Origin of the sequence: Rhizobium sp. B230/85, from assembly GCF_019355735.1 — a bacterium.
Lineage (GTDB): Bacteria > Pseudomonadota > Alphaproteobacteria > Rhizobiales > Rhizobiaceae > Rhizobium > Rhizobium rhododendri.
In genome coordinates this window covers 55,725-78,113 of the sequence record NZ_CP072157.1, presented here as the reverse complement: position 1 = coordinate 78,113, position 22,389 = coordinate 55,725, and the positions used below count along the sequence as shown (strand labels likewise).

The following is a 22,389-nucleotide window of genomic DNA, read 5'->3' as shown; positions in this document are numbered from 1 at the left end:
TCTAAACTCTCCTGGACCATTTGAAGATAAATTCGCCGAAAACGACGACGAGGAGGATGACGCCGATGATCATGGCGCCGACAGCCAGTGTGATCGGGTCGATGCCCTGGCCGCGCAGCTGCGAATAGAGCCGTACGGGGAAAGTGATCCAGGCAGCACCGGCGATGAAGGTGGAGACGATCACATCGTTGAACGACACTAGGAACGAAAAAGCGGCACTGACGAGAAGCCCCGGCAGCACCAGCGGCAGCGTTACGCGCCTAAAAGCCGTCAAAGGCGGCGCGCCGAGGCTCTTTGCGGCCAGTTCAAGATTGGGATCGACTTGGCCAAGCGTGGCGATCATGATGCGGACCGTAAACGGCAGCGTGATCGTCGCATGCGCCAGCACCAGCCCACTGAGCGACCCGCTGATACCAAGGCGCGAATAGATCTGCAGGAGCGCGATGGCCCAGACGATCAGCGGAAGCGTCAGCGGCGCCAGCAGGATCACCTCGAAGACCAGTTTGCCCTTGAGGTTGCCCCGCACCAGCGCGATGGCCGAAAGCGTGCCAAGAACCAGCGAGACGATGGTGGCGAGTGTGCCGATGAGCGCGCTGTTTAGGAGCGCCCGCTGGTATTCTGCACTGGCAAAGGCCGCCTGAAACCAGCGGGTGGACAGAACCTGCGGGGGAAAGCGGAAGAACTTGCCATCGTCGAACGCCGAGAAGATCAGTACAATGATCGGCGACATCAGGAACACGAAGACGAGTGCCGTTAGGATCGTCCAGAGGACATGGATGCTTCGCGACTGTCTCATGCGACCGCCCTTCGATGCGCCATCCGCTTTTGCGCAAGCGATGCAGCAAGCGCGATCAGCGCCAAGATCGCCAGCATCACAACGGCAAGCGCCGAGGCGAACGGCCAGTCTAGCACCAGCGAGGCCTGCTGGAAGGCCATGGTGGAGAAGGTTGCGACCTTGCCCTGCCCGAGGATCTGCGGCGTGACGAAGGAGGTCAGTGCCGCGCAGAACACCAGCAGGGCGCCGGCCAGCAGACCCGGCATCGACAGCGGCAGGAGAACGCGCCGCCAGACGTTGCGGCGCGATGCGCCAAGGGACATCGCGGCATCCTCGTAGTCGGCAGGAAGCCGGTCGAGCACGGTGACGAGCGGCAGCACGGCGAGCGGCAGGAAGGACTGCACCAGTCCAATCAGAATGCCCGTGCTGTTGCCAAGAAAGGAAATCGACTTATCAATCAGCCCCAGCGCCTTCAGCGCGCCGTTGACAACGCCGAGCGTGCTCAAAAGATTGACGAGGCCGAGCGTCGGCAACAGGGCGCCGCTCACAAGCGGAATGAGCATCAGCGCCATCAGCAGTCCGCGGGCACGGCCGGCTTTCTTTACCATGAAATAGGCGACTGGCAGCGCGATGGCGAGACAGATCAGGGTGGTTGCGGCGCTCAGCCACAGGGTTGTCAGAAGCCCGCGCAGATAGAGATTGTCCCCGAAGATGCGCTGGTAGTTAATCAGCGTGAGCTGCGTGTCCAGCAAGAGAGAACCCGGCTTCTGCGTCCAGAAACCCATGACCAGCAAGAGGATGAAGGGAACGAGAAACACGCAGCCGATCAGAAGCGTCGCCGGCGCAAGGAGGAGATAGGCAAGGGGACGGCTGGACATGGTTTGCGTGCTTTCGGTTGAGCCCTGCGCGCAAGGAGCGCGCAGGGAGGGGACGGGTCCGTTATTGGCGGAGGATTTCCTTGTTCCAGCGTTCGGTCCAGGCGCCACGCTGGCTGATGATGTAGGGCCAGTCGAGCTGTACGAGGCTCTTGACCTCTTCCGGCGTGTTGATCGTATCAGCGGCGGCCTTTTCCGACAGCACGACCTTGGAATTGGTCGGGCCGAAGAAGATTTCCTCGGCATAGGCGGTCTGGTTGGGAACGCCGAGCGCCAGATCGATGAACATTTTTGCAAGCTCTGGATTTGGGCTATGGGCCACTTGGCAGATCATATCGCGAACCAGAACCGGGCCAGGATTCTTCGGGAAGGCGAAGCCGATGTTCTTAAATTGCTTCAGACCTGCAAGCACATAGCCACTGATCATCGGTGCCATCGCTACTTCTCCGGAATCCATCAGTCCAAACACTTCATCGAGACTTGTGTAGGTGAGCTTGGGAGGTCCAAGTTCGGCAAGCTTGGCAAAGGCGGCGTCTGGATCGTGTTCGTCCTTGCCGGCGAGCTTTGCTGCAATCCCGAGGATTCCATCGCTTTCCGAGCCAGGATATGCGGCCTGTGCAATCATGCCTTTATATTCCGGCTTCCACATATCGACCCATTCGGGCGGTGTCTTGACCAGCTTCTTGTTGTAGGCGATGCCGAGGCCGACCAGCGACATGGCGTAGCAGCCCTGGTTCATGCCCGGCCAGATGTCGGCATAAACAGGGTCCTTCTCGTCAGGGGCGACGACGAGACCATCCTTGAGGGCCTGCGGCGCCTCGTAGATGTTCTGGAAGGTCACGTCCATGGTTGGATTGCCCTTTTCGGCCACCATTTTCGACATGCGGTCGCCGCTACCGCCGAGTAGGAATTCGACCTTCGCGCCGGTCGCCTTTTCCAGCGGCTCGGCAGCATTTTTACGCAGTAGGCGCTCGATATCGCCACCCCAGGTGCCGACCACCAGAGTCTTGCCCGTGAAGTCCTGAGCTCCCGCAGGCAGAATGCTCATGGTCAGAAATGTGCCGGCCATCACGCAGGCTATGGAACGCAGTCGAGTATACATCGTGAAGTTCCCTTTTATGATTGTGTTCTGGTTTCAAGTTTCAGTTTTGGACGTCGGTGCCGCTGCCAAGCATCTGTGTCAGCTCAGCTTTGGCGATCTTGCCGGTGGGAGTCATCGGCATCTCCTTGACGACAACGATCTTCAGAAAATCGATATCGTAACTGGTCGTGTTCGAAAGATGCGTCTTGCAGGCAGCAGCATCCAGCGGCCCCACGCCCGAGAGCATGACGGCTGCAACCAGGCGCAGGCCGTTGTCTCCAGGCACGCCGACTAGGGCGGCGTCCCGGATGGTCGCGATCGCGCAGAGCGCTTCCTCGATATCGCGCGGGTACCAGGAACGATCCCCAATCCGCATGAGTTCGGAGCGACGGCCGAGCATGGTGATGGCGCCCTCGGCGTCCATCGTGCCGATATCGCCGGTCATCAGAAAGCCGTTGCGCAAGACCTCTGCGGACTTATCCGGCTTGCCCCAGTAGCCGGCCATAAAGCCGCCCGTCAGGACAATTTCCCCGACGGTGCCGACCGGCACCTCCGTGCCTTCGGGCGACAGGATGCGGACGTCCTTGTCCGGCAGCGCCGGGCCGGTGCGGCATGAAGTCGGGTCGCTTTCGGCAAGGCTTGGATAACCAAGCGCCACGAAGCCGCCGAGCTCGCTCTGCCCATAGCTTTCGACGAGCGGCAGGGAAAGTTCCGCCGTCCAAGCCGCCTTCAGCGTCGGGGGAACCGGCCCGCCGCCGGACAGGCCCATGCGCAAGCTGGCCACCCGCTCGCCGGATGCCCGGCTCTGGTCGAGATAATCGGCGAGCACGGGCGGGTTGGCGATCAGCATGGTCGCGCCGCGCGCCTTCAACGCCGCAAAGCCGGTTTCCCGTGTCCAGCGGCCCATGACGTTGATGGCGGCTCCCTTCGACAGCTGCGGCAGAAGGTTGCCGACAAGCTGGTAGGAACTCGACAACGCCGTTGGCCCGAACGAAATATCTTTCCCCGTAATGCGCAGCCGCTCGGCGATGACGCGTATGGCGCGCACCGTCGGCTCGTGCCTGAGCCCGGCGCCCTTCGGCTTGCCGGTGGTACCCGACGTATAGGCGAGATGGGCGATGGCAATCTCGTCGCTGGCTATGCCGGGCGCGTTGAGTTTGGCTGCAAGCATGTCCGGAAGGGACACTGCCCCCTGCTGCGGACCGTCCATGCACACCAGCGCGCGGATGCCGGGCATGTTCGCCGCTGCCGCCATGACCTTCTCGGCCATGTCATGGGTGTAGATCACCACGGTCGGAGTGTGATCCTGAAAGTAATAGTCGAGTTCATCGACTAACTTAACGTTCACCAGTGCTGCGATGGCGCCGATCTGCCAGGCGCCGAACATTGCCATCAGGTAGTCGAGGCCATTATTCGCAAAAATCGTCACCCGGTCGCCGGGGCGAACGCCCAGCTCATGCAGCAGGCCTGCGAAATCGCCCATGAGTTCGGCGGCTTCGCCATAGGTCAGGCCGCGGTTACGGTCGACCCAGTGGAAACAGTCGCGGTCGGGATGACGTGTGGCGCCGTCCAGAAGAAGTCCATGCATCAGCATTGTGAAGAACCTCGCATGATTCAATTTGTGCACGGAAAATGTGCAGAAACTGTCGATGCTTTAATTAGAGGCGCTTTTGGGCCGGCTTGGAACCGTGCTGGCAGGAATAGAGGTTATCAGGATTTTCATATGACCGGGCGGGATGGCGGATCGGTCCGAAGGGGCGCGATCGGCTCCTGCGCCGCCGTCGGCGTGACGACGATCGACGGCTGCGGCAGGAAGAGATCGGAGCTCTTAGCCACGCGGCGCACGAGCGTGCGCAGCCAATGGTGATATTTGCTGAACTGGCTGCGCTCGTGCCACAGAAGATAGAACGTCATGCTGCCCAGCTCCGGGGGCGCATCGACGGTGCGGAAATTGCCCTGCCGCGCCATGTATTCGGCATAGGGCCGGCCGGTGGTGAAGACCAGGTCGGAGCCCGGTAAAACCTGTTTCACGAGCCCGTATTCCGGCACCGAAACCACCACGCGTCGGGATAGCTGCATGGCTGCCAGATTGGCGTCGATCGGGCTGATCGAAAATTGCCGTCGCGCTGTCGGCGATACGTGGTTGAGCGTCAGATATTGATCGAGGGTGATCGCCTTCTGCCGGGCCGCCGGGTGGCTTGCGCACATGATGCAGGCGATGTCCGATTTGATCAGCGCCATATGCCGCAGGTTCTGCGGGGGCACCGGCCAGTTGCCGATTACCGCATCCAGTTGGCCGGTTTCAAGATCATGGGCGAAATCGCTCTGCATTGAATGCGGGGTGAATTCGATCGTCGCGTGCGGTGCTTCCATGCGGATGGCCTGTATCAGCCGTGGCACCAAGAAGACCTCGAAACAGTTAGCCGCGGCGATCCGGATCTGCCGCCGCGCCCGCCCGGGATCGAAAATCTCGTCGGCATCCAGCAGTTGATGCATGTCGTCCAGTAGCTGGTCGACCATCAGACGGATCTGCTCCGCGCGTTCGGTCAGCACCATGATCTGGCCGCTACGCACCAGAAGCGGATCTTTGAAAATCTCGCGCAGGCGCTTGAGCTGGGCGCTGACGGTCGGCTGGCTCTGGCGCAAAATCCCGGCAACGCGCGAGACGCTGCGCTCGGCCAGAAGCATTTGCAGCACTTTCAGCTGCCGCACATCCAGATTATCGGCGTTGATATTCTCTGACATGACGCGTCCCGGTTTGGCCCTCCTTCGACACTTCACCCCATAAGGCGGCATCGCGCAAGTGTGCGGAAAACATTCCTAGCTTGATGGAAGGTGCTGACAGAGATGCTTGACTGGTTCGGCTCCCATGGCCCACGCTTGGGGTCAATCAACATCGAAATCCCGGAGACCTGACATGCCCATCCTGATCCGAAACGGCCGGGTTCTGACCAATGACGCGGCACGCACCGTTCACGACCGTGCCGACATTCTGGTCGAAGGCGAAAAGATTACGGCGATCGGACAGGACATCGACGTCAGCCGTTTTGCCGACATCGAGATCGTCGATGCCTCGAAATCGCTGGTCATGCCCGGTTTCGTCGATGCCCATATGCATTCCAACGAAGGTTTCGAGATGGGGCGATACGACAATCTGCCGCTGGATATCTGGCTTTTGGAAGTCTATCCGCCGTTCAACGCCCGCCAGTTGAGCTGGGAGGAACATTATCTGCGCGCCATGCTGGTGGCCATCGTCTCTGTCAGATCGGGCGTGACGACGCTACAGGACGATTGCATCAACATGTTCTTCGACGAGAACGCGCTCGATGCCACCGCTGCCGCCTACCGGGATATCGGCCTACGCGCCTCCATCACGTCGTCCATGTGGGACCATTCGTTTCTGGGTGGGTTACCATTTCTCCACGAGATCATGCCGGACGATCTGAAAGGGCGCCTCAACGCCTTGCCACAAGTGCCCTGGCAGGACCAGATTGCCTTGTTCAAGCACCACTCGGAAAAATGGCACGAGAAGGACGGCATCCGCATCATTCTGGGTCCCTGCGGGCCGCAACGCTGCTCGGACGTACTAATGCACGAAGTAGCGATAATCTCCGCAAAGCGGAACCTGCCGATCCATTGCCATGTGCTGGAAACCAAGACCCAAGCCGTCACCGGCCAGGAATTCTATGGCACGACGCTGGTCCAGCATCTCAAGGACGTCGGCGTAATGACACATCGCCTGACGATGAATCATGCGATCTGGCTGACGGAAAAAGACATCGAGATCATGGGTGCCGCCGGCTGCTCGACAACCCACAATCCGCTGGCAAACCTCAAGCTCGGTTCCGGCGTGTCGCCAATCCGCGCTCTGAAGTCGGCCGGCGTCAACGTGGCACTCGGCTGCGACGGCGTCGCCTCTGCCGATACAGCAGATATTTTCCATGCGGTCAAAGCGGCCGCCATGCTGCACAAGATCGGCTCGCACGACTACACGACTTGGGTCTCCGCTCATGAAGCCTACGAGATGGCCACTCATGGCGGCGCACGCTCGGCGATGATTTCCGACCGTGTCGGCGCGCTGAAGGTCGGCATGGATGCCGACATAATTCTCCTTGACCGCTATGATTGGGGCTTCCTGCCGCTTCATGATCCGATCCAGCAGATCGCCTTCAGCGTCAATTCCGATGCCGTGAAAACCTCGCTCATCCGCGGCCGCATCGTCATGCGCGACAGGGAGCTGGTACTGGTCGATGCAGAAAATCTGCGCGAACGCATCTCGCAGGCCGCCGAACACTTCCGCCGCGAGGATTGCCCGCGCATGAGCGAAGCCGCCGCTATTGTACGTCCCTACATCGACACCATGTACAACCGGGCGATTTCGCGCGACATCGAAACTCTTGACCGGGTTCAGCGCTCGCCGCCGCTTATCAAGGCTGGCTAGGTGACCTGTCAACGACGTCGCTCGCTAATCCAAACCCACCGTCTTGTAAACGGCCTTCAGAAAAGGCGGACAGCTGGGTAGCTCCTGCAAGCTGCCTGCCATGAGAGATAGGTGAATGAAACGGCATGGCATAGAGACGGGGCTCGATCTCAAGTCGAAGTCTCTCGCCTTCCTTCGGCAGCATTTTGGCAAGTCCGGTCCGCTTCTACGGCATTGCCCGTGGGATCGACGAACGGCAGGTTAGACCTGATCGCACGCGGGAATCCGTCGGCGCGGAGACACCTTCGTAGAAGACATCGACAATTTCGATCTCGCCAAAGCCGAGTTGCGGCCACTAGCCGAGAAAGTCCGGCGCTACTGCGAGGCGCACGACATCGCGGGAAAAACCGTAACAGTCAAAATCAAATATTCGGATTTCAGCCAGGCGACACGCAGCCAGACAGTGTCGGGAGCCATCTCGGACGTCGACCAGATGCTGGAGATTGCGGAGTTCCTGCTTGCCTCGGTGTTCCTGATAAAACGTCCAGTGCGGCTCCTGGGGATCACCCTGTAGTCCCTTAACACGGAAGAAAGCGGACAAGAACCTCAGCTAGCTCTCGGGCTTTGATCAGCCAGTCCGCAAAACGAAAAAGCCTGCCGCGGGAGGAGGGGCGGCAGGCTTTCCGAAAAGAACCGAACAGCGACTGGGAGGAGGAGTGCCGCCGTTCCTACAGACGTCCCTGGGAGGAGGAGTGGGCCGTCTGAAACTCGAAGCTCTGCGGGAGGAGGTGCATCGCTTCGGTGAAAATCAAGATAGCCGTTCGCACCGCACATTAAATAGACTTTTCTGCAGTGAAGCCATGCGCAAAATGCATGGCATCGTTCTGAGGCGAGAAGTCCCCAGCACAGCGTTTCGCGGCGGGTCAGACAAAGATACGCCCGCGTCTGACCCGCTGGCGGATGATGCTTGCGGCAAACCGCTTAGCCAATGAGGGCATGACTATTTCTCTTGTCGCGCCAACGGTTGGGTACGAATCGAAAAGTGCATTTGGCGCAGCTTTTAAGCGGGCTTTTGGCTATTCTCCGAAGCAGTATGCAAAGGGCGCCGGGCGATAGCGCTAGCGGCATCTCTGTAGTCGAAACGGTCCTGCATCTCGTCGCAGCTCAAATAGTCCTTATGGGATGTCTCGGCAGTATAGGTCTCAAGAGCACAATTGTAGACGCCGGCAAGAGGCGGCACGACCGATCCCATGAAGCAGAAGGCCCAAGTTGATGCGTAATTGCTTCGCGGCGTGCGACCCTCTCAATGCGTGATGCGTGATCCGCCTTGGATGTTGCTGGGCCTTGGCTGACAACGCAGCGGCTCACGCCCTTGCCGGAATGCCGCCGTTGACGATCGAGATGGACCATCATCGGCGCCAGAAAGACCGGCTACCTGCCGGCCGCCTCGCGGCAGAACGAATTTTCGGCGGGGACGCTTGGTCGCTAGAGATGGGCGATTTCGTCATCTACTACAGTAATGGACGCGTTCCTCAGCTGGGTATCGCTATCCTTGGTGAAATCGAAGGCGATGTCTCGATGTTTGACCGTTCCGGCAAAGTCACCGTTAAAGTCGAAAAGGCAAACTTAATTCACCCTGCGTGGCAATCGTCCGCGTTTCGATACAGGCCGCGAGTAACCGAGCACTCCAGGTCGGTCAATTATGGGCGTATGGGTCGATTTGGGTACGCGGATACGGCTCGCATGGCAAGCTATAGCGGGCTGTCGATAGTGACGAACTGCCCTATAATCCCGTAGTATCGAGTGATCGTATTGCGGAGGGTGGACGTGGCTGGCGAGAATGGATTGAATTCCGGTGAGGAGGCAGCATCAGACGCTGCTGGGTTGTTTGCTGGTCCTGGCGAGGTTCGTTCGCTTGCGAGAGGTCTTGATTGGTCACGGACCCTCCTCGGACCGACTACGGTTTGGTCGCCAGCGCTCCGGATGATGGCGCGGTCCATTTTCGATTCACCATTTCCCATATGCTTATGGGCGGGTCCGCACTTCGCTCTCATCTACAATGATCCCTACCGACGCATCCTTGCCGCAAAACATCCTGCTGCCCTTGGGCAGCCTGGGGCAAAGGTTTGGGCGGAGATATGGGACGAGCTGAAGCCACAGTTCGAGGGCATTCGTGCGGGCGGAGACCCGCTTTATTTCGAGGATGCTCCGTTCGTCATGGCGCGGCTCGAAGGCGGGGGAAAAGAGACCGCCTGGTTCAACTACTCGCTTTCAGCCCTGCGAGACGAAGACGGAAGTGTGGCCGCTGTGCTCAATATCACGCCTGAGACGACGACCCGCGTCGTTCTCGAGCGCCGTCTGACCGAAGAACAGGCTGCACTGGCCATGAGCGAGGAGCGCTTGCGCCTTGCCGTCTCCAATGCAGATGTCGGCCTCTGGGATGTCGATTTGGTCAATGACACGCTGGTATGGCCTGCGCGCACCAAGGCGATGTTCGGTATCTCCGCCGATGTCCCGGTGACCATGGACGACTTTTACAACGGACTCCATCCCGACGATCGCGAACCGACCACGGCAGCTTTCCTCGCTGCTGCCGATCCGCAAGGGCGAGCCTTGTATGATGTCGAATACCGTACGATCGGAAAGGAAGACGGTATCGTGCGGTGGGTTGCCGCGAAGGGGCGTGGCGTGTTCGACGCGTCGGGCGGCTGCTTGCGTGTCACCGGGACTGCGCTTGACATTACAGCCCGCAAGGCCGCGGAAATCCGCCGCGATGCACTTGTGGACCTGACGCAGGCTATCCGCGAACTGGAAGAGCCAGCGGATATCGCCTACGCCGCCGCCGAGGTCCTCGGTCGAACGATGGGCAGCACCCGGGTGGGGTACGCCGCCATCGATCATGATGCCGAAACATTGCACACAGGCCGCGATTGGACCGCGCCGGGGGTAGACACCCTCGCGGGCACTTTATCCTTACGGGATTATGGGTCGTTCATTGACAGTCTGAAGCGTGGCGAGTTTACAGTGATCGACGACGTGCGCACCGATGCCAGGACAGCTGGTCTAGCCGCGGTAACCCTGGAAGAAAAAAACACTCGGGCCTTCGTGAACGCCCCTGTCCTCGAACAGGGAAAACTCGTCGCCGTGTTCTTCGTCAACCACGGCGAAAAGCGCAACTGGAGCGAAGGTGATCTCGCGTTGATCAAGGAGTTTGCGGAGCGCACGCGGATCGCCGTAGAGCGCGCACGCGGCGGGCATGCATTGCGCGAGAGCGAAGCGCGTCTGCGCGAACTGAACGAGACGCTCGAGGCCCAGGTCGAGGCTCGCTCAGCGGAACGCGATCGGTTGTGGAACCTCTCCCAGGACATGCTGGCGCGGGCCGACTATAGCGGCATGATGTCGGCGGTCAGTCCTGCGTGGACGCAAGTGCTTGGCTGGAGCGAGCGCGAGTTGCTCACGCGAGGCTACGCCAGCTTCATGCATCCCGATGACGAGCCACCGACGATCGAGGCAATCGGCCGTATGGCGGAAACCCGGCAGCCAGCTCGCTTCGAAAACCGGATCGCCACCAGCGATGGCGGCTGGAAGCATATCGAATGGACCGTTGCTCCTGAGCTCGATGGCGTCAACTTTATCGCCGTCGGGCGCGACCTGAGCCATGTGAAGGCACGCGAGGCGGAACTGGAGCAGGCCCAGGAAGCATTGCGGCAAAGTCAAAAGATGGAAGCTGTCGGGCAACTTACGGGCGGTCTTGCTCATGATTTCAACAACCTGCTCGCGGGCATCTCCGGTTCGCTTGATCTGATGCAGACCCGTATTGAGCAAAGACGGTTCGACGAACTCGATCGCTACATGACAGGCGCTCAAGGTGCGGCAAAAAGGGCGGCGGCCTTGACGCACCGACTGTTGGCCTTCTCGCGCCGACAGACACTGGAGCCGAAGCCGACGGATGTCGATCGCTTGGTGGCTGGCATGGAGGATTTGATCCGCAGGACAGTGGGTCCGCAAACCGCAGTCGAATTCCATGGCACCGAGGGACTTTGGTCGACACTCGTCGATCCGAACCAGTTAGAAAATGTCCTCCTTAACCTCGCCATCAACGCTCGCGACGCACTTCCCGATGGGGGGAATATTTCTATCGAAACCGCCAATCGGACAATCGACAAGCAGGGGTCGAGGATGCGGGACATGCCGGTCGGAGACTATGTGTCACTGGCGGTGTCCGACAATGGTGTCGGTATGACACCTGATGTCGTAGCGCGTGCATTCGAGCCTTTCTTCACGACCAAACCGATTGGTCTCGGTACCGGTCTCGGTCTGTCGATGATCCACGGTTTCGTAAACCAGTCAGGCGGGCGTGTAAGGATTCATTCCGAAGTCGGGAAAGCACCACCGTGACGATCTTCCTGCCTCGTCATGCGACGGTGGAAGATGCCTCCGCCGATGCCGACACCAAAACTGTCCTACCTCATGCGGTAGGTGGCGGAACTGTTCTTGTAATCGATGACGAGGCGTTGATCCGCATGCTTGTTGTCGATTCGCTTGCGGATCTTGGCTACCGTACCTTGGAGGCGGGCGATGGACCCGAAGCGCTGAAAGTCCTTCGTTCGGACGCGAGGATCGATCTTCTGATTACCGACGTCGGCTTGCCGAACGGCATGAACGGGCGCCAGGTCGCCGACGCAGCCCGCGCACTACGCCCTGGGCTCAAGGTCCTGTTCGTGACGGGCTATGCTGAATCGGCTGTCCTCAGTCATGGCCATCTCGATCCCGGCATGCAGGTCGTCACGAAACCGTTCGAAATGAGCGCCTTCGCCCAACGCGTACAGGAGTTCATCAAATCCTCAGTTTGAGGGGAATTGCAGAGCGAGTATCTACAGCCGAAAGAATAGTCTGACGCCTTGAAGGGGTACGAACCATCGACGATCTGTTACATTCTCCAAATGACTGAAAACACTTGATTTACTGATCGCAAAGCGCGGCGGTCGCGTTCAGCGGCGACCAGCATTCTCCCGATCGGCAATCGCCTTGACGACGTAAGACTACAAATTCGCGAACAATCCCTATTTGAAGTTTGGAATTACTTTTGTGTTGGGTCTCGAAATCGTAGGATGCCGGCATTGATTTGATGATTTCGAGAGAAGCCATGAGCGATGAGACACAACAGCCAAACCGGGAACATCATTTCTACGTTTCGATCGCCAAATTACTATTTCACCATCCTCAACACGGCATTGTGGCTGTTCGCGATCCCATAAGACTGGCGGATGCAAAACAACGCGGGCTGGATCCTATTATACTATATGGCGTCACGGTCGCCGGGTTGCCGATCCGTTGGTTGACGTTCTCTGCGATCGACAAGCCTAAATCGTTGAGAGAGGTGCTGTTGACAGCGTGGAGAGTTGCTGAGGGTTTGCGCGGCATACCCGATGTCCTGCGCGTAAACCGCTACGTAGCACATGCAGATCCGGGGTTGGCGACTGATCTGGCCAGAATCGGCACCCGCCTTGAGATTGCTGACGCCAAGGATAAAACAGTTCCTGCATCTCTGCGATCAGCCCAAGATGCTTCTGTGTGGCTTTTGAAGAAACACGCCCCGGCAGACATGTCGCTGGCCGCATCAGTTGAATCCCTTTGTCGCGACGCACATGAGGATCACGACTGGAGAGCAGACCGCGGTCCTCTCAGGCTCAGCTATCGAAAGTTGGAGGGCAGCATTCAGCAATGGCTGGACTTGCCTATGCGCGATCCATCGTCTGTTCTCCCCGCATACTGCGGCTGGGAAGCAGGCCCATGGCTCTCTTCCTGGGAAACAGCGCTCCCACCCGATCAGCCCCGCCATTTTCATTACGACGGTATGAGCCGAAGGACTTGGCTGATTTCGGGAGAAGACCCGTCAGACGATGACAACGATGATGACGACGAATTCCCGGCCTACGAAGAGCACGACAATACGGTTGAAATCGCCCGGAACCTGGTAGCCTGCTGGCCCAACCCACCGAAAGAAATCGCAGCCGCAGCCGGGATCACCCTGCGCCAACTGCAATGGTTTACCTCAGAACGTGCGTCCCTCGACCAGTCGACCCACTACGACGTGAGGCGTCTATTGGGTATCGATTACGACGAACGGATGGGCGGCTATATGCCCGCGGGACCTTACGTTCTGATCGCCAGAAAAGCCAAGGCGATCGAGGCGATCTATCAGGAGATTTCCGGAGGCGGTGATGCCTGCCCCTGCGAGCTCGTTCCGGCTCATGGACAGGCCGATCCGAGCTGGAGGTACGTCTTGATAAACGCACACAGTACGCCGCCGACCATTGTCATGGCTCCTCGCGGCGAGGCGGTCACGGAACGGCTTCCCGACCTACTTCTAAACTATGAGGGTATCCGGCCAGTTTCTCAGACTTTTTACCGCGATGTGGTCATCACTTGCGCCCGAGCCTGCCAGACACCTCAGGCCAATGTCCGTGAGATGACGGAATTCGCGAAGCGGCATGAACAGCAATGGATCGATTGCGCATGGCTTCCGGACTAGACGTTCTGGTAGATCTTAGCCCTGATGTCTGATCGTGTTCAAACATACCGGCCTGGTTTCGTTGCGCGCTTCCTTCCGCAAGGGAAATGGAAGGTGATGCTGCGCCTGTCCTTCCCTGCGACCATACAAATTACCCAGAACGGCGCCAACAATCTCGCTTGCCTGGATATTGCAGCCATTTTCGTTGGCAAGGCGTTGCTCTGGCATTCGGTCGAAGTCAGGACTGGCAACCATGTCTATAGCCTACCTTGCCTTGGAGAAGAGGCCGCAACCCAGCTGGCGACTGATCTCCACAGTTTTGTCAACAACCACCTTTTCGATCTGATCGGGTCCAATACCCAGCATCTGAACGCGGTGCATGCGAAGCTGATGGTTATTCGTGGAGGGTCAACGGCAATATCTAGCCCATGCTGACCTTGCGCGGGCCATTGCCAGTGTGGAGGGTGATGCCGCCGCGGCGCTTTCGCACCCTCTGTTCGATCCGGAATTGATGCCAGCGACTATGAAGGCGACACTTCCCCGATCGCTCGCCTTCATCACCGATCCGGATGTGCGCCATAGATATAACGATGCGTTTGTTTCGGCCGAGCTGGCGAGATACCGATCGTTCTTCGGCGATCTGGACGGCCGCTCGTTGTCCGATCAGCAGCGCGAAGCTTGCATTCGACTAGAAGACAACAATCTTCTTGTCGCCTCCGCCGGATCGGGCAAGTCCGCCACGATGGTCGGCAAGGTTGCATATGTGCTCGACAAACAGCTTTATCGCCCGGAAGAGATCCTGGTGCTCGCCTTCAACAAGAGCGCGGCCGACGAGCTGAAGGAGCGAATAGCGCGTCAGTTGGCAGTCGAGCCGGACGATCTGGAAAGCAAGGTTACGACGTTTCATGCGCTCGGTCGCGGCATTATCGAAGAGGTCGATGGCCGCCCGCCTCAGCTAGCCGATTGGGTGGAGCATCCCGCTGGCGAGGCGAAGGTCATTGAACAGATCATTGACGAGTTACTGCGGTCGGATCCGGAATTCGCCCGGCTCTGGGTCAATCTCCTCGTCCTTCATCTCAAGGCGGATATTCCGGCAGAAGTGTTCGATTCCAAGGCGGACTACGAGCGGTACCTCTCCGCACGTCGAAGAAAAGGCAATGCGACCATTGGCACGATGGCTGGCATCTATGTAAAATCACTTCAGGAACAGACGATCGTCAATTGGCTCTGGTTGCAGTCCGTCGAATTCGAATACGAGCGTCAGATCCCCATTGAAGAGGATAATGGCGAGATCCGGCATGTGCATCCAGACTTCCACTACCCTGCCATCAACACCATCCATGAGCACCTCGCCATCAATGGGGACGGTTCCTCCCCGTTCGACAACGACATCACCAATGCCGAACATAAGATGACAGCCTACCGCAATGCCGGCATCGACGTATTCCAGACGACATCGGCGCAAGCGCGCGACGGATCGCTGCTCACAGCCCTACAGGCAGAAATCACGAAACGAGGCATTCCGCTCCAACAAAAAAGCTACACGGCAATCGTCAAACGTCTCGAGCCAGTGGTCATCAAGCACTATCACAAGCTGATAGCGGTCTGTATCAAGCACATCCGGGCTAGCCACCTCACCCTGGACATGCTGTTTGAGCGGGCCAAATCGCTCCATGACCGGACCCGCGCACGAGAATTCGCTCAGGTGATCTGGAAGATCACGGAATCCTATTCACGGAAGCTGGACCAGGCCAAACGCATCGACTTCGACCCGATGATCGCCAACGCCACACGTCTCGTGGAGACGGGGCAATTCCGGAGCCCCTACTCGCTGATCCTTGTCGATGAGTTCCAGGATATATCGGAGCCGCGCGCGAATCTGATCAAGGCGCTGAAACACCAGAAGCCGTTCACCAAAATCTTTGCCGTTGGTGACGACTGGCAGTCGATATATCGTTTTGCCGGTTCTGACATTACCATTTTCACGCAGTTCGAGGCGAACTTCGGATCGAGCTGGCAAGGTCGTCTGGGGCAAACGTACCGTTGCAATCAGCTCATATCTGAGACGGCCGCCAGCTTCGTGCAGCGAAACTCGGCTCAACTGAAGAAGTCGGTACGCTCGACGCGACCGACCATCCCACGATCGATCCTGGTCATTCCGATCAGTGGTGAAGGGAGCAAGCCGGAATTCGGCAAGGCGTGTCACCAGCTCTTGCAACGGCTAAATTCGTTCCTGGGTGGGATTTCGGGGCAATGGCGGACAGAGGGGCGCGAAAAGCTCAACGTCATGGTCCTATGGCGCTATAACCAGCTCGATCCGTTCAGGGGTACACCGCCAAAATTCGAAAGTATCGAGGTTTCGGGACTGTCGTTCCATCGCGCCAAGGGGCTCGAGGCCGACTACACAATCCTGCTCGACATCAGCGAAGGCGATTACGGTGTGCCGAGCCGGATCGAGGACGACGAACTTCTCAATCTGGTCATGCCACGACCAGAAACCTTCGAGTTTGCCGAAGAGCGTCGCCTTTTCTATGTCGCATTGACTCGGGCAAGCCGCGGCGTTTTTTTGCTTACGAATAGCCGCGAGCCTTCGCGATATGTCCGCGAACTCTCCGACATTGCCGGCGACAATCTGCGATTTGAATCGATCGATGGCGATCGCCTGCATCGATGGCCCAAATGCCGGGTCGGCCAGTTGGTCGAAAGGAATGGTCGCGGTAGCCGCCGGTTTCTCGGATGCAATCAGTATCCAGAATGCGAGCACACCGCACAGTCGCACTGAACCGTCTAAGGCGATCCGAGTCCGTTACGCCCAAGGAACATCGAACCTCTCACGTCACTTTTCCGTTGCCGCAAATAGTCAATTTAGAGTTGACAAATTGGTTTACTTATAAAGTTTCATTCGCACCTGCTTTAATTTTGTGGCATAACGTCAAACATGAATGGACAATCAGAGACGAAGTTAAAGCAGCTTCTCCAGCAAGTCCCTCCCGGCTTCCTAGTGGACTCGAGGTGGATGGCCCGCCATACCATCTCGCGACAATCCGTGTCAGGCTATCTCAAGCAGGGCTGGCTTGAGCCGGTCATGTCTGGCGTGTACCGCCGCCCATTCTCCTCAGATACCAATCCAGAAGCTGTCGGGGGCTGGAAGATACCCCTGCTGTCAGCCGTCTGGCTCATGCGGCATGAGTTCCATGTCGGCGGTTCGAGCTCCCTCTCCCTGCGGGGACATGCTCATTACCTCTCGTTCGGCAGCGAATTTGCCCTCTATCTCTACGGATCCGATATCCCGACATGGCTATCGAAGCTGCGGACGGACGCTGATGTGAAGACCAGGAGTAACGCCCTGTTCGGCGAAGGGGCGACCGCTGTCGAAAACGCGGATTTCGACCTTTCCAACGACGAGGATCCAGAGCTGGCACAAAGCCCATGGCGCTGGCCAATGCCGATGTCCTCACCCGAGCGCGCGATCCTTGAAATGCTAGACGAGGTCCCGAAGGGCGAAAGCTTCCACAAGGTGGACGTAGCGTTCGAGAGCCTTGCAAATCTGCGCCCGAGACTATTGACGACGCTCCTTACCCTATGCCGAAGCGTCAAAACCAAGCGCCTCTTCTTCGTGTTTGCTGACAAGCACAATCATGCCTGGCGCCGGCACATCGACGTCTCCTCCGTCGATCTAGGCAAGGGCGACCGGGCGATGACACCGGGCGGGCGGCTGCACCCCATCTATCGCATCACAGTCCCGAATGACTTGATGCCAAAGGAGGCCCCTTATGGCCCGTGACCAATACATGCGCCAGGTCGACCTCCTAGTGCGGACCCTTCCATTCATCGCCCGCCACGAGGCCTTCGCCCTGAAGGGTGGAACGGCGATCAACCTCTTCTATCGCGACATGCCGCGGCTCTCGGTCGATATCGATCTGACCTATCTGCCGATCGAAGACCGTGAAACGACGCTGAAAAACATTGACACGATTCTTGATCACATCCGCGAGGACCTTCTGCGCAATCTGCGGAATACGAGCGTTCAGAGGATCGCAGGCGGCGGCAACAATGATACCCGCCTCCTTGTCCGGCAGGGCAACGCCGAAATCAAAGTTGAGACCTCTCCTGTTGCGAGGGGCACCGTTCATCCGCCAGAACGACGGCGGGTGAGCGAGAAAGTCGAGGAAGCGTTCGGGTTCGCCGAGATGCAAGTCGTCTCGTTCGAGGATCTGTTCGGCGGGAAGCTGCATGCAGCAGTTGACCGTCAGCATCCGCGTGATCTGTTCGACGTGAAGCTGCTCTATGAAAACGAGGGGCTGACAGACGCGTTGTTTCGGACATTCCTGATTTATGTCGCAAGTTCCGGGCGGCCACCGCACGAGTTGGTCAGGCCCTCCCTAGCAATGCTAGAAGAGGCATTCGTGAAGGAGTTTGAGGGAATGACGACACAGCCCGTCAGCCTCGATGAGTTGAAAACCGCGAGAGAGCAAATGACGGCGGATCTTCTTGCAAGGCTCGACGACAACGCACTGCGCTTCTTGTTGTCGCTCCATGATGGCGAACCAGATTTTGAAGCCATCGGGTTGCCACAAGCGGCCGATCTGCCGGCCGTTCGTTGGAAGGTTCTCAACCTCGAGAAGCTGAAGGCGCAGAACCCCGAAAAACATGCTGAGCAACGGCGAGAGATCGAGGGGCTTCGGTCAAAAGATTAGGCTCAGTGCCAGCACGAAAGTCTGACGATCATCGCCTTGATCCGATCTGAACCCTTGACCACTCACGATGTGAGACGTTTTCTAAGCAATATCATGGAGTTGGCGCGTAAAGGTGATTTATGGAACTGATTCACATGTTGGGTGCATGTGTATTCGGATCTATGCCTGACGCGGTTGACTCAAAGCTGGTCAAAAAGAGACTTGAGCTCCGCAAAATCGATCTTCGACCGTAACGCCATTGGCTTGGCATTGGCCATCATACCAACCACATGAATCCAACATCCATTGCGACTGTTTTCGAATGCCGCAAATTTGATGGATTGGAATAAAATACGTTTCGACAAGATCGCCTTTGTAGCCAAACGATTCAACTTCTACGAGGGCGCGCATTACTAATCTCTACCCATGCCAATTTCAGGAAACTTAGTTAGTCTTACACCCGCCTGCTAGAACTCCTCCCAGTTCTCGCTGGCCGTGGCGACTGCCTGAGCGCCGCCGTTAAAGGCACCGGCAAGTTTCGAGCGCAGGGATCGCGCCGGAGACGCAACGGGCGCCACTCCCCCATGAGCGGGCCTTACCTGAGTGGCACGAACAGGCGAGTGAACTGATGCAAGGTGAGGAGCTGAGCGGCTCATGCCCCTAGCGGTCGGCGATGCATTCGCAGCGAAACCTCCTGAGGTGGCTCCTAGTTTGAACTGGCCGAGCAGGTCGTTCAGCGCAGCCACCTCCTTGGTGAGGCTGTAGCTGGCGGCCGTCGACTGCTCAACCATCGCCGCATTCTGCTGGGTGCCTTGGTCGATCGTGTTGACTGCCGTGTTGATTTCCGCCAGCCCTGTCGACTGTTCGCGCGCCGCTTCCACGATAGCACGAACGTTTTGGTCGATCTCCTCGACTTCTTTGACGATCTGTTCAAGCGACTGTCCAGTTCGTCCTACAAGCTCAACACCATTTTTGACCTGAGAACCAGATGTCGAGATCAGCGCCTTAATTTCTTTGGCGGCTTGGGCGGAGCGCTGCGCCAATTCGCGCACCTCCTGCGCAACAACTGCAAAGCCCTTACCGGCCTCGCCTGCTCGTGCGGCTTCCACACCGGCATTGAGCGCCAGTAGGTTTGTTTGGAAGGCGATCTCGTCGATTACTCCGATGATGTTGGATATCTCACTGGAGGACTTTTCGATGCCCTGCATGGCGGCAACTGCGTCGCGCATGACTTCTCCCGACTTCAACGCACCCAACTTCGCGCGCCCGACCAGCTGCCCCGCATCTTCGGCGCGCTTGGTGGAATCTTTCACCGTCGTGGTGATCTCTTCCAGGGCGGCAGCGGTCTGCTCCACGGAAGCGGCCTGCTGCTCGGTGCGCTTAGACAGATCATCAGCTGCCGCACGGATCTCGTTGGCGCCGGAATCGATTGCCTGAGCATTTTCGGCAACGGCCCTGAGGGTGTGCTGAAGCTTGTCCATCGAGCCGTTGAAGTTCTCCCGCAACCCGTCGAGATGGGAAACGAACGCGGTCTCAATGCGGTAAGACATGTTTCCGCTGGAAAGCTCGCCCAATCCGGTTCCCAAGCTGTCGACCGCTAGGCGAGTAGCTTCGGCGTCATGCGCTTTCTGCGCTTCTCGCTCTGCGCGCTCCTGCTCTGACAGCGTGCGGTTGGATTGCGCCTCCCGTTCAAGGCGGATGCGCTCGATAGCGTTGTCGCGAAACACGGCGACAGCTGCAGCCATCTGGCCGACTTCATCACCGCGTTCCAGCCCAGCAATGGGCTCTTCAGTTTCGCCGCGCGCCAAAGCTTCCATGCGGCTCTTCAGTTTGACAATGGGCGTAGTAATGCCGCGCGACGAAACAACAAGTCCTGCAGCAAGCGCGGCTGCAAAAACGAGGCCGAGTATCACGAGAGTGTAGAAGATAGTGCCTTCTGTGACGGCAGTTAGCGCATCGCTTTGATCTTCAACACTTTTACTTTTGTGCTCGATCCATCCACGAACGTTCAGGATCTCCTCTTTGACCTTCACGTCCGCCTGCTTCAGTAGCGACTTCGCTTTATCATTGTCGTCAGCCAGACCTGCCTTTACGGCTTCGTCCGTAATGGCAACAATTTCTTTGGCGGCGTCTACAAGAGGATCCACGCTTTTGGCGTCGTCCTGTGCGTGCTCCTTTGCGTGGGCAAAGAATTCGAACATCGTCTTTCTATTCTGGATGTAATCGTCATTTAGCCCGGCCATCTCCGGATCCTTCGAACTGTATGCGAGGATCTGATAGGCATTGTAGTTGATGGCTGCCACTCTTTGGCTTGCTCGAGCCATCGCAACCGTCGCTACTTCATCTTGCGAAATTAGGTCTGAGTAGTTGTCATCGGCCTTCTGGAAATTGCGTGACATCATCAGCACCCCGCCGGCCGCGATCACACAAATTGGGATCAGCACTGACAATATCTTGGTTCGGATCTTCGCATTTTGAAGGAAGGACATCTTGGTCATAAATCCGTTGATCGCCTTTTGCACAGGACGGCACAGCTACCGCGTGCGACAACACTAGAAACAAAACCTGACAATTTAGTAAATAAGAGAATGTAACCTTAAGAAATTCGAAGAGAACAAAAACTGTGGCGAAGTTGGAGAGGTCTAGCTGAGCCAAATGAAATAGGAATATTCAAGTCGTCACGCTGATCGGCAGGAGCCGATGATTACATATTTCGTTGAACGACAATTCAAATCTCTTGTTGATCAGAAAGCTTCCCAAACCGAAGACCCGCTTGAAGCGCGAAGTATGGTCAGAGATCACCTGTCACCGTGCTGTGCGACCCGGTTGAATGCTTGTCCAAAGGGCAGCTGTTGCTTTCAGTTATACATCAGCTTAGCCTGATATTTCATGGTGCCCGTGAACGCACCTCATGATCGGGCGCAACTAACTACACATACTGACCCACTAAATCCCTGAACGCCATGACAGCGTTCAGGGTCTTTTGGCTACGAAGATCCGCGCGCTTGTCAACTTCTCGGCCAACTTGCGGACAGCATCAACGCGGTTGGCAATTTCGCCTTAGTAGCGAACCTCTCCTTTGCGACCCCACCTCCGCAAGACCAACAGCGATTTTTACCTTGCTCACATCCAAACCAATGTAAATTGCGATATTTTCAACCACGGCTAGTCTCCTATGTTTGAGGCTCTGGCTCTGTAGCTAACCCTCGTTCTAAACATAATGCGAGACGAGCCACCCAGTAGAGAAAGGACATGGCGTCTCATTTTTGACGTAACGGGATATGATGGCCAAGGTTCAGTTTTTGACGGGCGCCGATCGACAGCGTCGGTGGGCGACAGAACAGAAGCTTTCGACATTGCCGGAAGCGTTCAGCGGGAACTGCAGCGTTTCGGACGTGGCGCGGCGGCACGACATTCTTCCGCAGAAGCTATACGCCTGGCGGTAGAAGCGCACCGCCCAAGCTGGTGCCCATTGAGGGCGTATCATTCGTCCCGGTGTCGGTTGTCGGATGGTCGGGCAGCATGGATGACGGCCCGAAGAAGAACGGCGCTCGCTCCCGATCCGAAGAGATCGAAATCACTCTGCGGAATGGCCGTTCGTTGCGGGTGGCAGCGGACATTGATCTCGAGTTGCTGCCATCGCTCGTCGCTTGCGTGGAGGCGGCATGATCGGGCCATCGGGAAGTGTGCGGGTCTATCTGGTCTGCGGGGTGACGGCCTCCCGCTTTCGCCCAGCATGTTAAGATTCCAAATGAGAAGAGGTGTAAGCACCGAAGTCCTGGGGGCACTCATCGGGGCCCGCCACTTTGCCGTATTAGTTTTTTTGGTCCCGTGATCAATGGTTAATCATCTAACGGGTCGGTGGTTTGGCGCGGATTCTGAAACATCGTTTAGCAGCTTGGACCAAGCCTCAGCTTCGTAGCGAGGCATTGTCTGAAGCCTATGAGACAAGCCATTTATCCGCACTTCGGCCACATCCTCTGTTTTGGCATCAACGACATGCCAAGAACCGTTCTCATGGTGTCCGAGGTAATATCGGGAAATGCTT

At 57.7% G+C, this 22,389-nt stretch carries 16 protein-coding genes and 2 pseudogenes; 11 read left to right on the top strand and 7 right to left on the bottom strand.

The window, feature by feature from the left end; genetic code table 11:
• Position 1: 1 nt before the first annotated feature.
• The 5 genes from J5289_RS18575 to J5289_RS18555 all read right to left on the bottom strand — a co-directional run bounded on the left by J5289_RS18575 (position 2) and on the right by J5289_RS18555 (position 5,476).
• On the bottom strand, positions 2-796 hold the full coding sequence (locus J5289_RS18575; RefSeq protein WP_209207634.1) for an ABC transporter permease: 795 nt from the start codon (positions 794-796) through the stop codon (positions 2-4).
• The gene (locus J5289_RS18570) at positions 793-1,653 is read right to left on the bottom strand and encodes an ABC transporter permease (protein WP_209207633.1); all 861 of its coding nucleotides are present in this window, start codon (positions 1,651-1,653) and stop codon (positions 793-795) included. The genes J5289_RS18575 and J5289_RS18570 overlap by 4 nt, the downstream gene beginning before the upstream one ends.
• 61 nt (positions 1,654-1,714) lie before the next feature.
• Positions 1,715-2,752, bottom strand: a complete 1,038-nt coding sequence (locus tag J5289_RS18565; RefSeq protein ID WP_209187853.1) for a PotD/PotF family extracellular solute-binding protein — start codon at positions 2,750-2,752, stop codon at positions 1,715-1,717.
• A 40-nt stretch (positions 2,753-2,792) separates the two neighbouring features.
• Positions 2,793-4,325: a class I adenylate-forming enzyme family protein gene (locus J5289_RS18560; protein WP_209207632.1), complete on the bottom strand. Its 1,533-nt coding sequence runs from the start codon at positions 4,323-4,325 to the stop codon at positions 2,793-2,795.
• Between the two features lie 125 nt (positions 4,326-4,450).
• Entirely contained in the window at positions 4,451-5,476 is a 1,026-nt protein-coding gene (locus tag J5289_RS18555) for a LysR family transcriptional regulator (RefSeq protein WP_209187851.1), read from the bottom strand.
• Between the two features lie 172 nt (positions 5,477-5,648).
• Here J5289_RS18555 and J5289_RS18550 point away from each other — a divergent pair, with 172 nt between their 5' ends.
• The 10 genes and pseudogenes from J5289_RS18550 (at position 5,649) to J5289_RS18505 (ending at position 18,362) form a co-directional block, all read left to right on the top strand.
• Positions 5,649-7,172: an amidohydrolase family protein gene (locus J5289_RS18550; protein ID WP_209207631.1), complete on the top strand. Its 1,524-nt coding sequence runs from the start codon at positions 5,649-5,651 to the stop codon at positions 7,170-7,172.
• A 115-nt stretch (positions 7,173-7,287) separates the two neighbouring features.
• Positions 7,288-7,725 (top strand): annotated as a pseudogene (locus J5289_RS18545) (DNA polymerase IV); the annotation flags it as partial.
• Positions 7,726-8,084: 359 nt separating this feature from the next.
• A complete protein-coding gene (locus J5289_RS18540; protein ID WP_307877437.1) occupies positions 8,085-8,267 on the top strand; it encodes an AraC family transcriptional regulator in 183 nt (60 codons plus the stop codon).
• A 201-nt stretch (positions 8,268-8,468) separates the two neighbouring features.
• Entirely contained in the window at positions 8,469-8,948 is a 480-nt protein-coding gene (locus J5289_RS29885) for a cyclophilin-like fold protein (protein WP_374108600.1), read from the top strand.
• 186 nt (positions 8,949-9,134) lie between these two features.
• Positions 9,135-12,004 (top strand): annotated as a pseudogene (locus J5289_RS29880) (PAS domain-containing protein).
• Between the two features lie 293 nt (positions 12,005-12,297).
• Complete coding sequence (locus J5289_RS29290; RefSeq protein ID WP_247750779.1) at positions 12,298-13,686, top strand: hypothetical protein; 1,389 nt, start codon at positions 12,298-12,300, stop codon at positions 13,684-13,686.
• Between the two features lie 24 nt (positions 13,687-13,710).
• Positions 13,711-14,100, top strand: coding sequence for a hypothetical protein (locus J5289_RS29285; protein ID WP_247750778.1), 390 nt, complete (start codon positions 13,711-13,713; stop codon positions 14,098-14,100).
• Between the two features lie 76 nt (positions 14,101-14,176).
• Positions 14,177-16,447, top strand: coding sequence for a UvrD-helicase domain-containing protein (locus J5289_RS18515; protein WP_247750777.1), 2,271 nt, complete (start codon positions 14,177-14,179; stop codon positions 16,445-16,447).
• A gap of 156 nt (positions 16,448-16,603) precedes the next feature.
• The gene (locus J5289_RS18510; protein WP_209186052.1) at positions 16,604-17,449 is read left to right on the top strand and encodes a type IV toxin-antitoxin system AbiEi family antitoxin domain-containing protein; all 846 of its coding nucleotides are present in this window, start codon (positions 16,604-16,606) and stop codon (positions 17,447-17,449) included.
• The gene (locus tag J5289_RS18505) at positions 17,439-18,362 is read left to right on the top strand and encodes a nucleotidyl transferase AbiEii/AbiGii toxin family protein (protein ID WP_209186051.1); all 924 of its coding nucleotides are present in this window, start codon (positions 17,439-17,441) and stop codon (positions 18,360-18,362) included. Before J5289_RS18510 ends, J5289_RS18505 begins: the two co-directional genes overlap by 11 nt.
• A gap of 189 nt (positions 18,363-18,551) precedes the next feature.
• Here J5289_RS18505 and J5289_RS18500 read toward each other — a convergent pair whose 3' ends face one another.
• Positions 18,552-18,752 (bottom strand): hypothetical protein, encoded by a 201-nt coding sequence (locus J5289_RS18500; RefSeq protein WP_209207630.1) that lies wholly within the window; start codon positions 18,750-18,752, stop codon positions 18,552-18,554.
• A 56-nt stretch (positions 18,753-18,808) separates the two neighbouring features.
• Complete coding sequence (locus J5289_RS18495) at positions 18,809-20,830, bottom strand: methyl-accepting chemotaxis protein (protein ID WP_209207642.1); 2,022 nt, start codon at positions 20,828-20,830, stop codon at positions 18,809-18,811.
• 792 nt (positions 20,831-21,622) lie between these two features.
• Between J5289_RS18495 and J5289_RS29875 the strand changes: the two genes are divergently transcribed.
• Positions 21,623-21,787, top strand: a complete 165-nt coding sequence (locus J5289_RS29875; RefSeq protein WP_219276587.1) for a transposase — start codon at positions 21,623-21,625, stop codon at positions 21,785-21,787.
• Positions 21,788-22,389 lie beyond the last annotated feature (602 nt).

Bases quoted from the DNA above. Each gene is read 5' to 3' on its own strand.
- J5289_RS18575 (WP_209207634.1), bottom strand. From the start codon at position 796: ATGAGACAGTCGCGAAGCATCCATGTCCTCTGGACGATCCTAACGGCA.
- J5289_RS18570 (WP_209207633.1), bottom strand. From the start codon at position 1,653: ATGTCCAGCCGTCCCCTTGCCTATCTCCTCCTTGCGCCGGCGACGCTT.
- J5289_RS18565 (WP_209187853.1), bottom strand. From the start codon at position 2,752: ATGTATACTCGACTGCGTTCCATAGCCTGCGTGATGGCCGGCACATTT.
- J5289_RS18560 (WP_209207632.1), bottom strand. From the start codon at position 4,325: ATGCTGATGCATGGACTTCTTCTGGACGGCGCCACACGTCATCCCGAC.
- J5289_RS18555 (WP_209187851.1), bottom strand. From the start codon at position 5,476: ATGTCAGAGAATATCAACGCCGATAATCTGGATGTGCGGCAGCTGAAA.
- J5289_RS18550 (WP_209207631.1), top strand. From the start codon at position 5,649: ATGCCCATCCTGATCCGAAACGGCCGGGTTCTGACCAATGACGCGGCA.
- J5289_RS29290 (WP_247750779.1), top strand. From the start codon at position 12,298: ATGAGCGATGAGACACAACAGCCAAACCGGGAACATCATTTCTACGTT.
- J5289_RS29285 (WP_247750778.1), top strand. From the start codon at position 13,711: ATGTCTGATCGTGTTCAAACATACCGGCCTGGTTTCGTTGCGCGCTTC.
- J5289_RS18515 (WP_247750777.1), top strand. From the start codon at position 14,177: ATGCCAGCGACTATGAAGGCGACACTTCCCCGATCGCTCGCCTTCATC.
- J5289_RS18510 (WP_209186052.1), top strand. From the start codon at position 16,604: ATGAATGGACAATCAGAGACGAAGTTAAAGCAGCTTCTCCAGCAAGTC.
- J5289_RS18505 (WP_209186051.1), top strand. From the start codon at position 17,439: ATGGCCCGTGACCAATACATGCGCCAGGTCGACCTCCTAGTGCGGACC.
- J5289_RS18500 (WP_209207630.1), bottom strand. From the start codon at position 18,752: ATGCGCGCCCTCGTAGAAGTTGAATCGTTTGGCTACAAAGGCGATCTT.
- J5289_RS18495 (WP_209207642.1), bottom strand. From the start codon at position 20,830: ATGTCCTTCCTTCAAAATGCGAAGATCCGAACCAAGATATTGTCAGTG.
- J5289_RS29875 (WP_219276587.1), top strand. From the start codon at position 21,623: ATGATGGCCAAGGTTCAGTTTTTGACGGGCGCCGATCGACAGCGTCGG.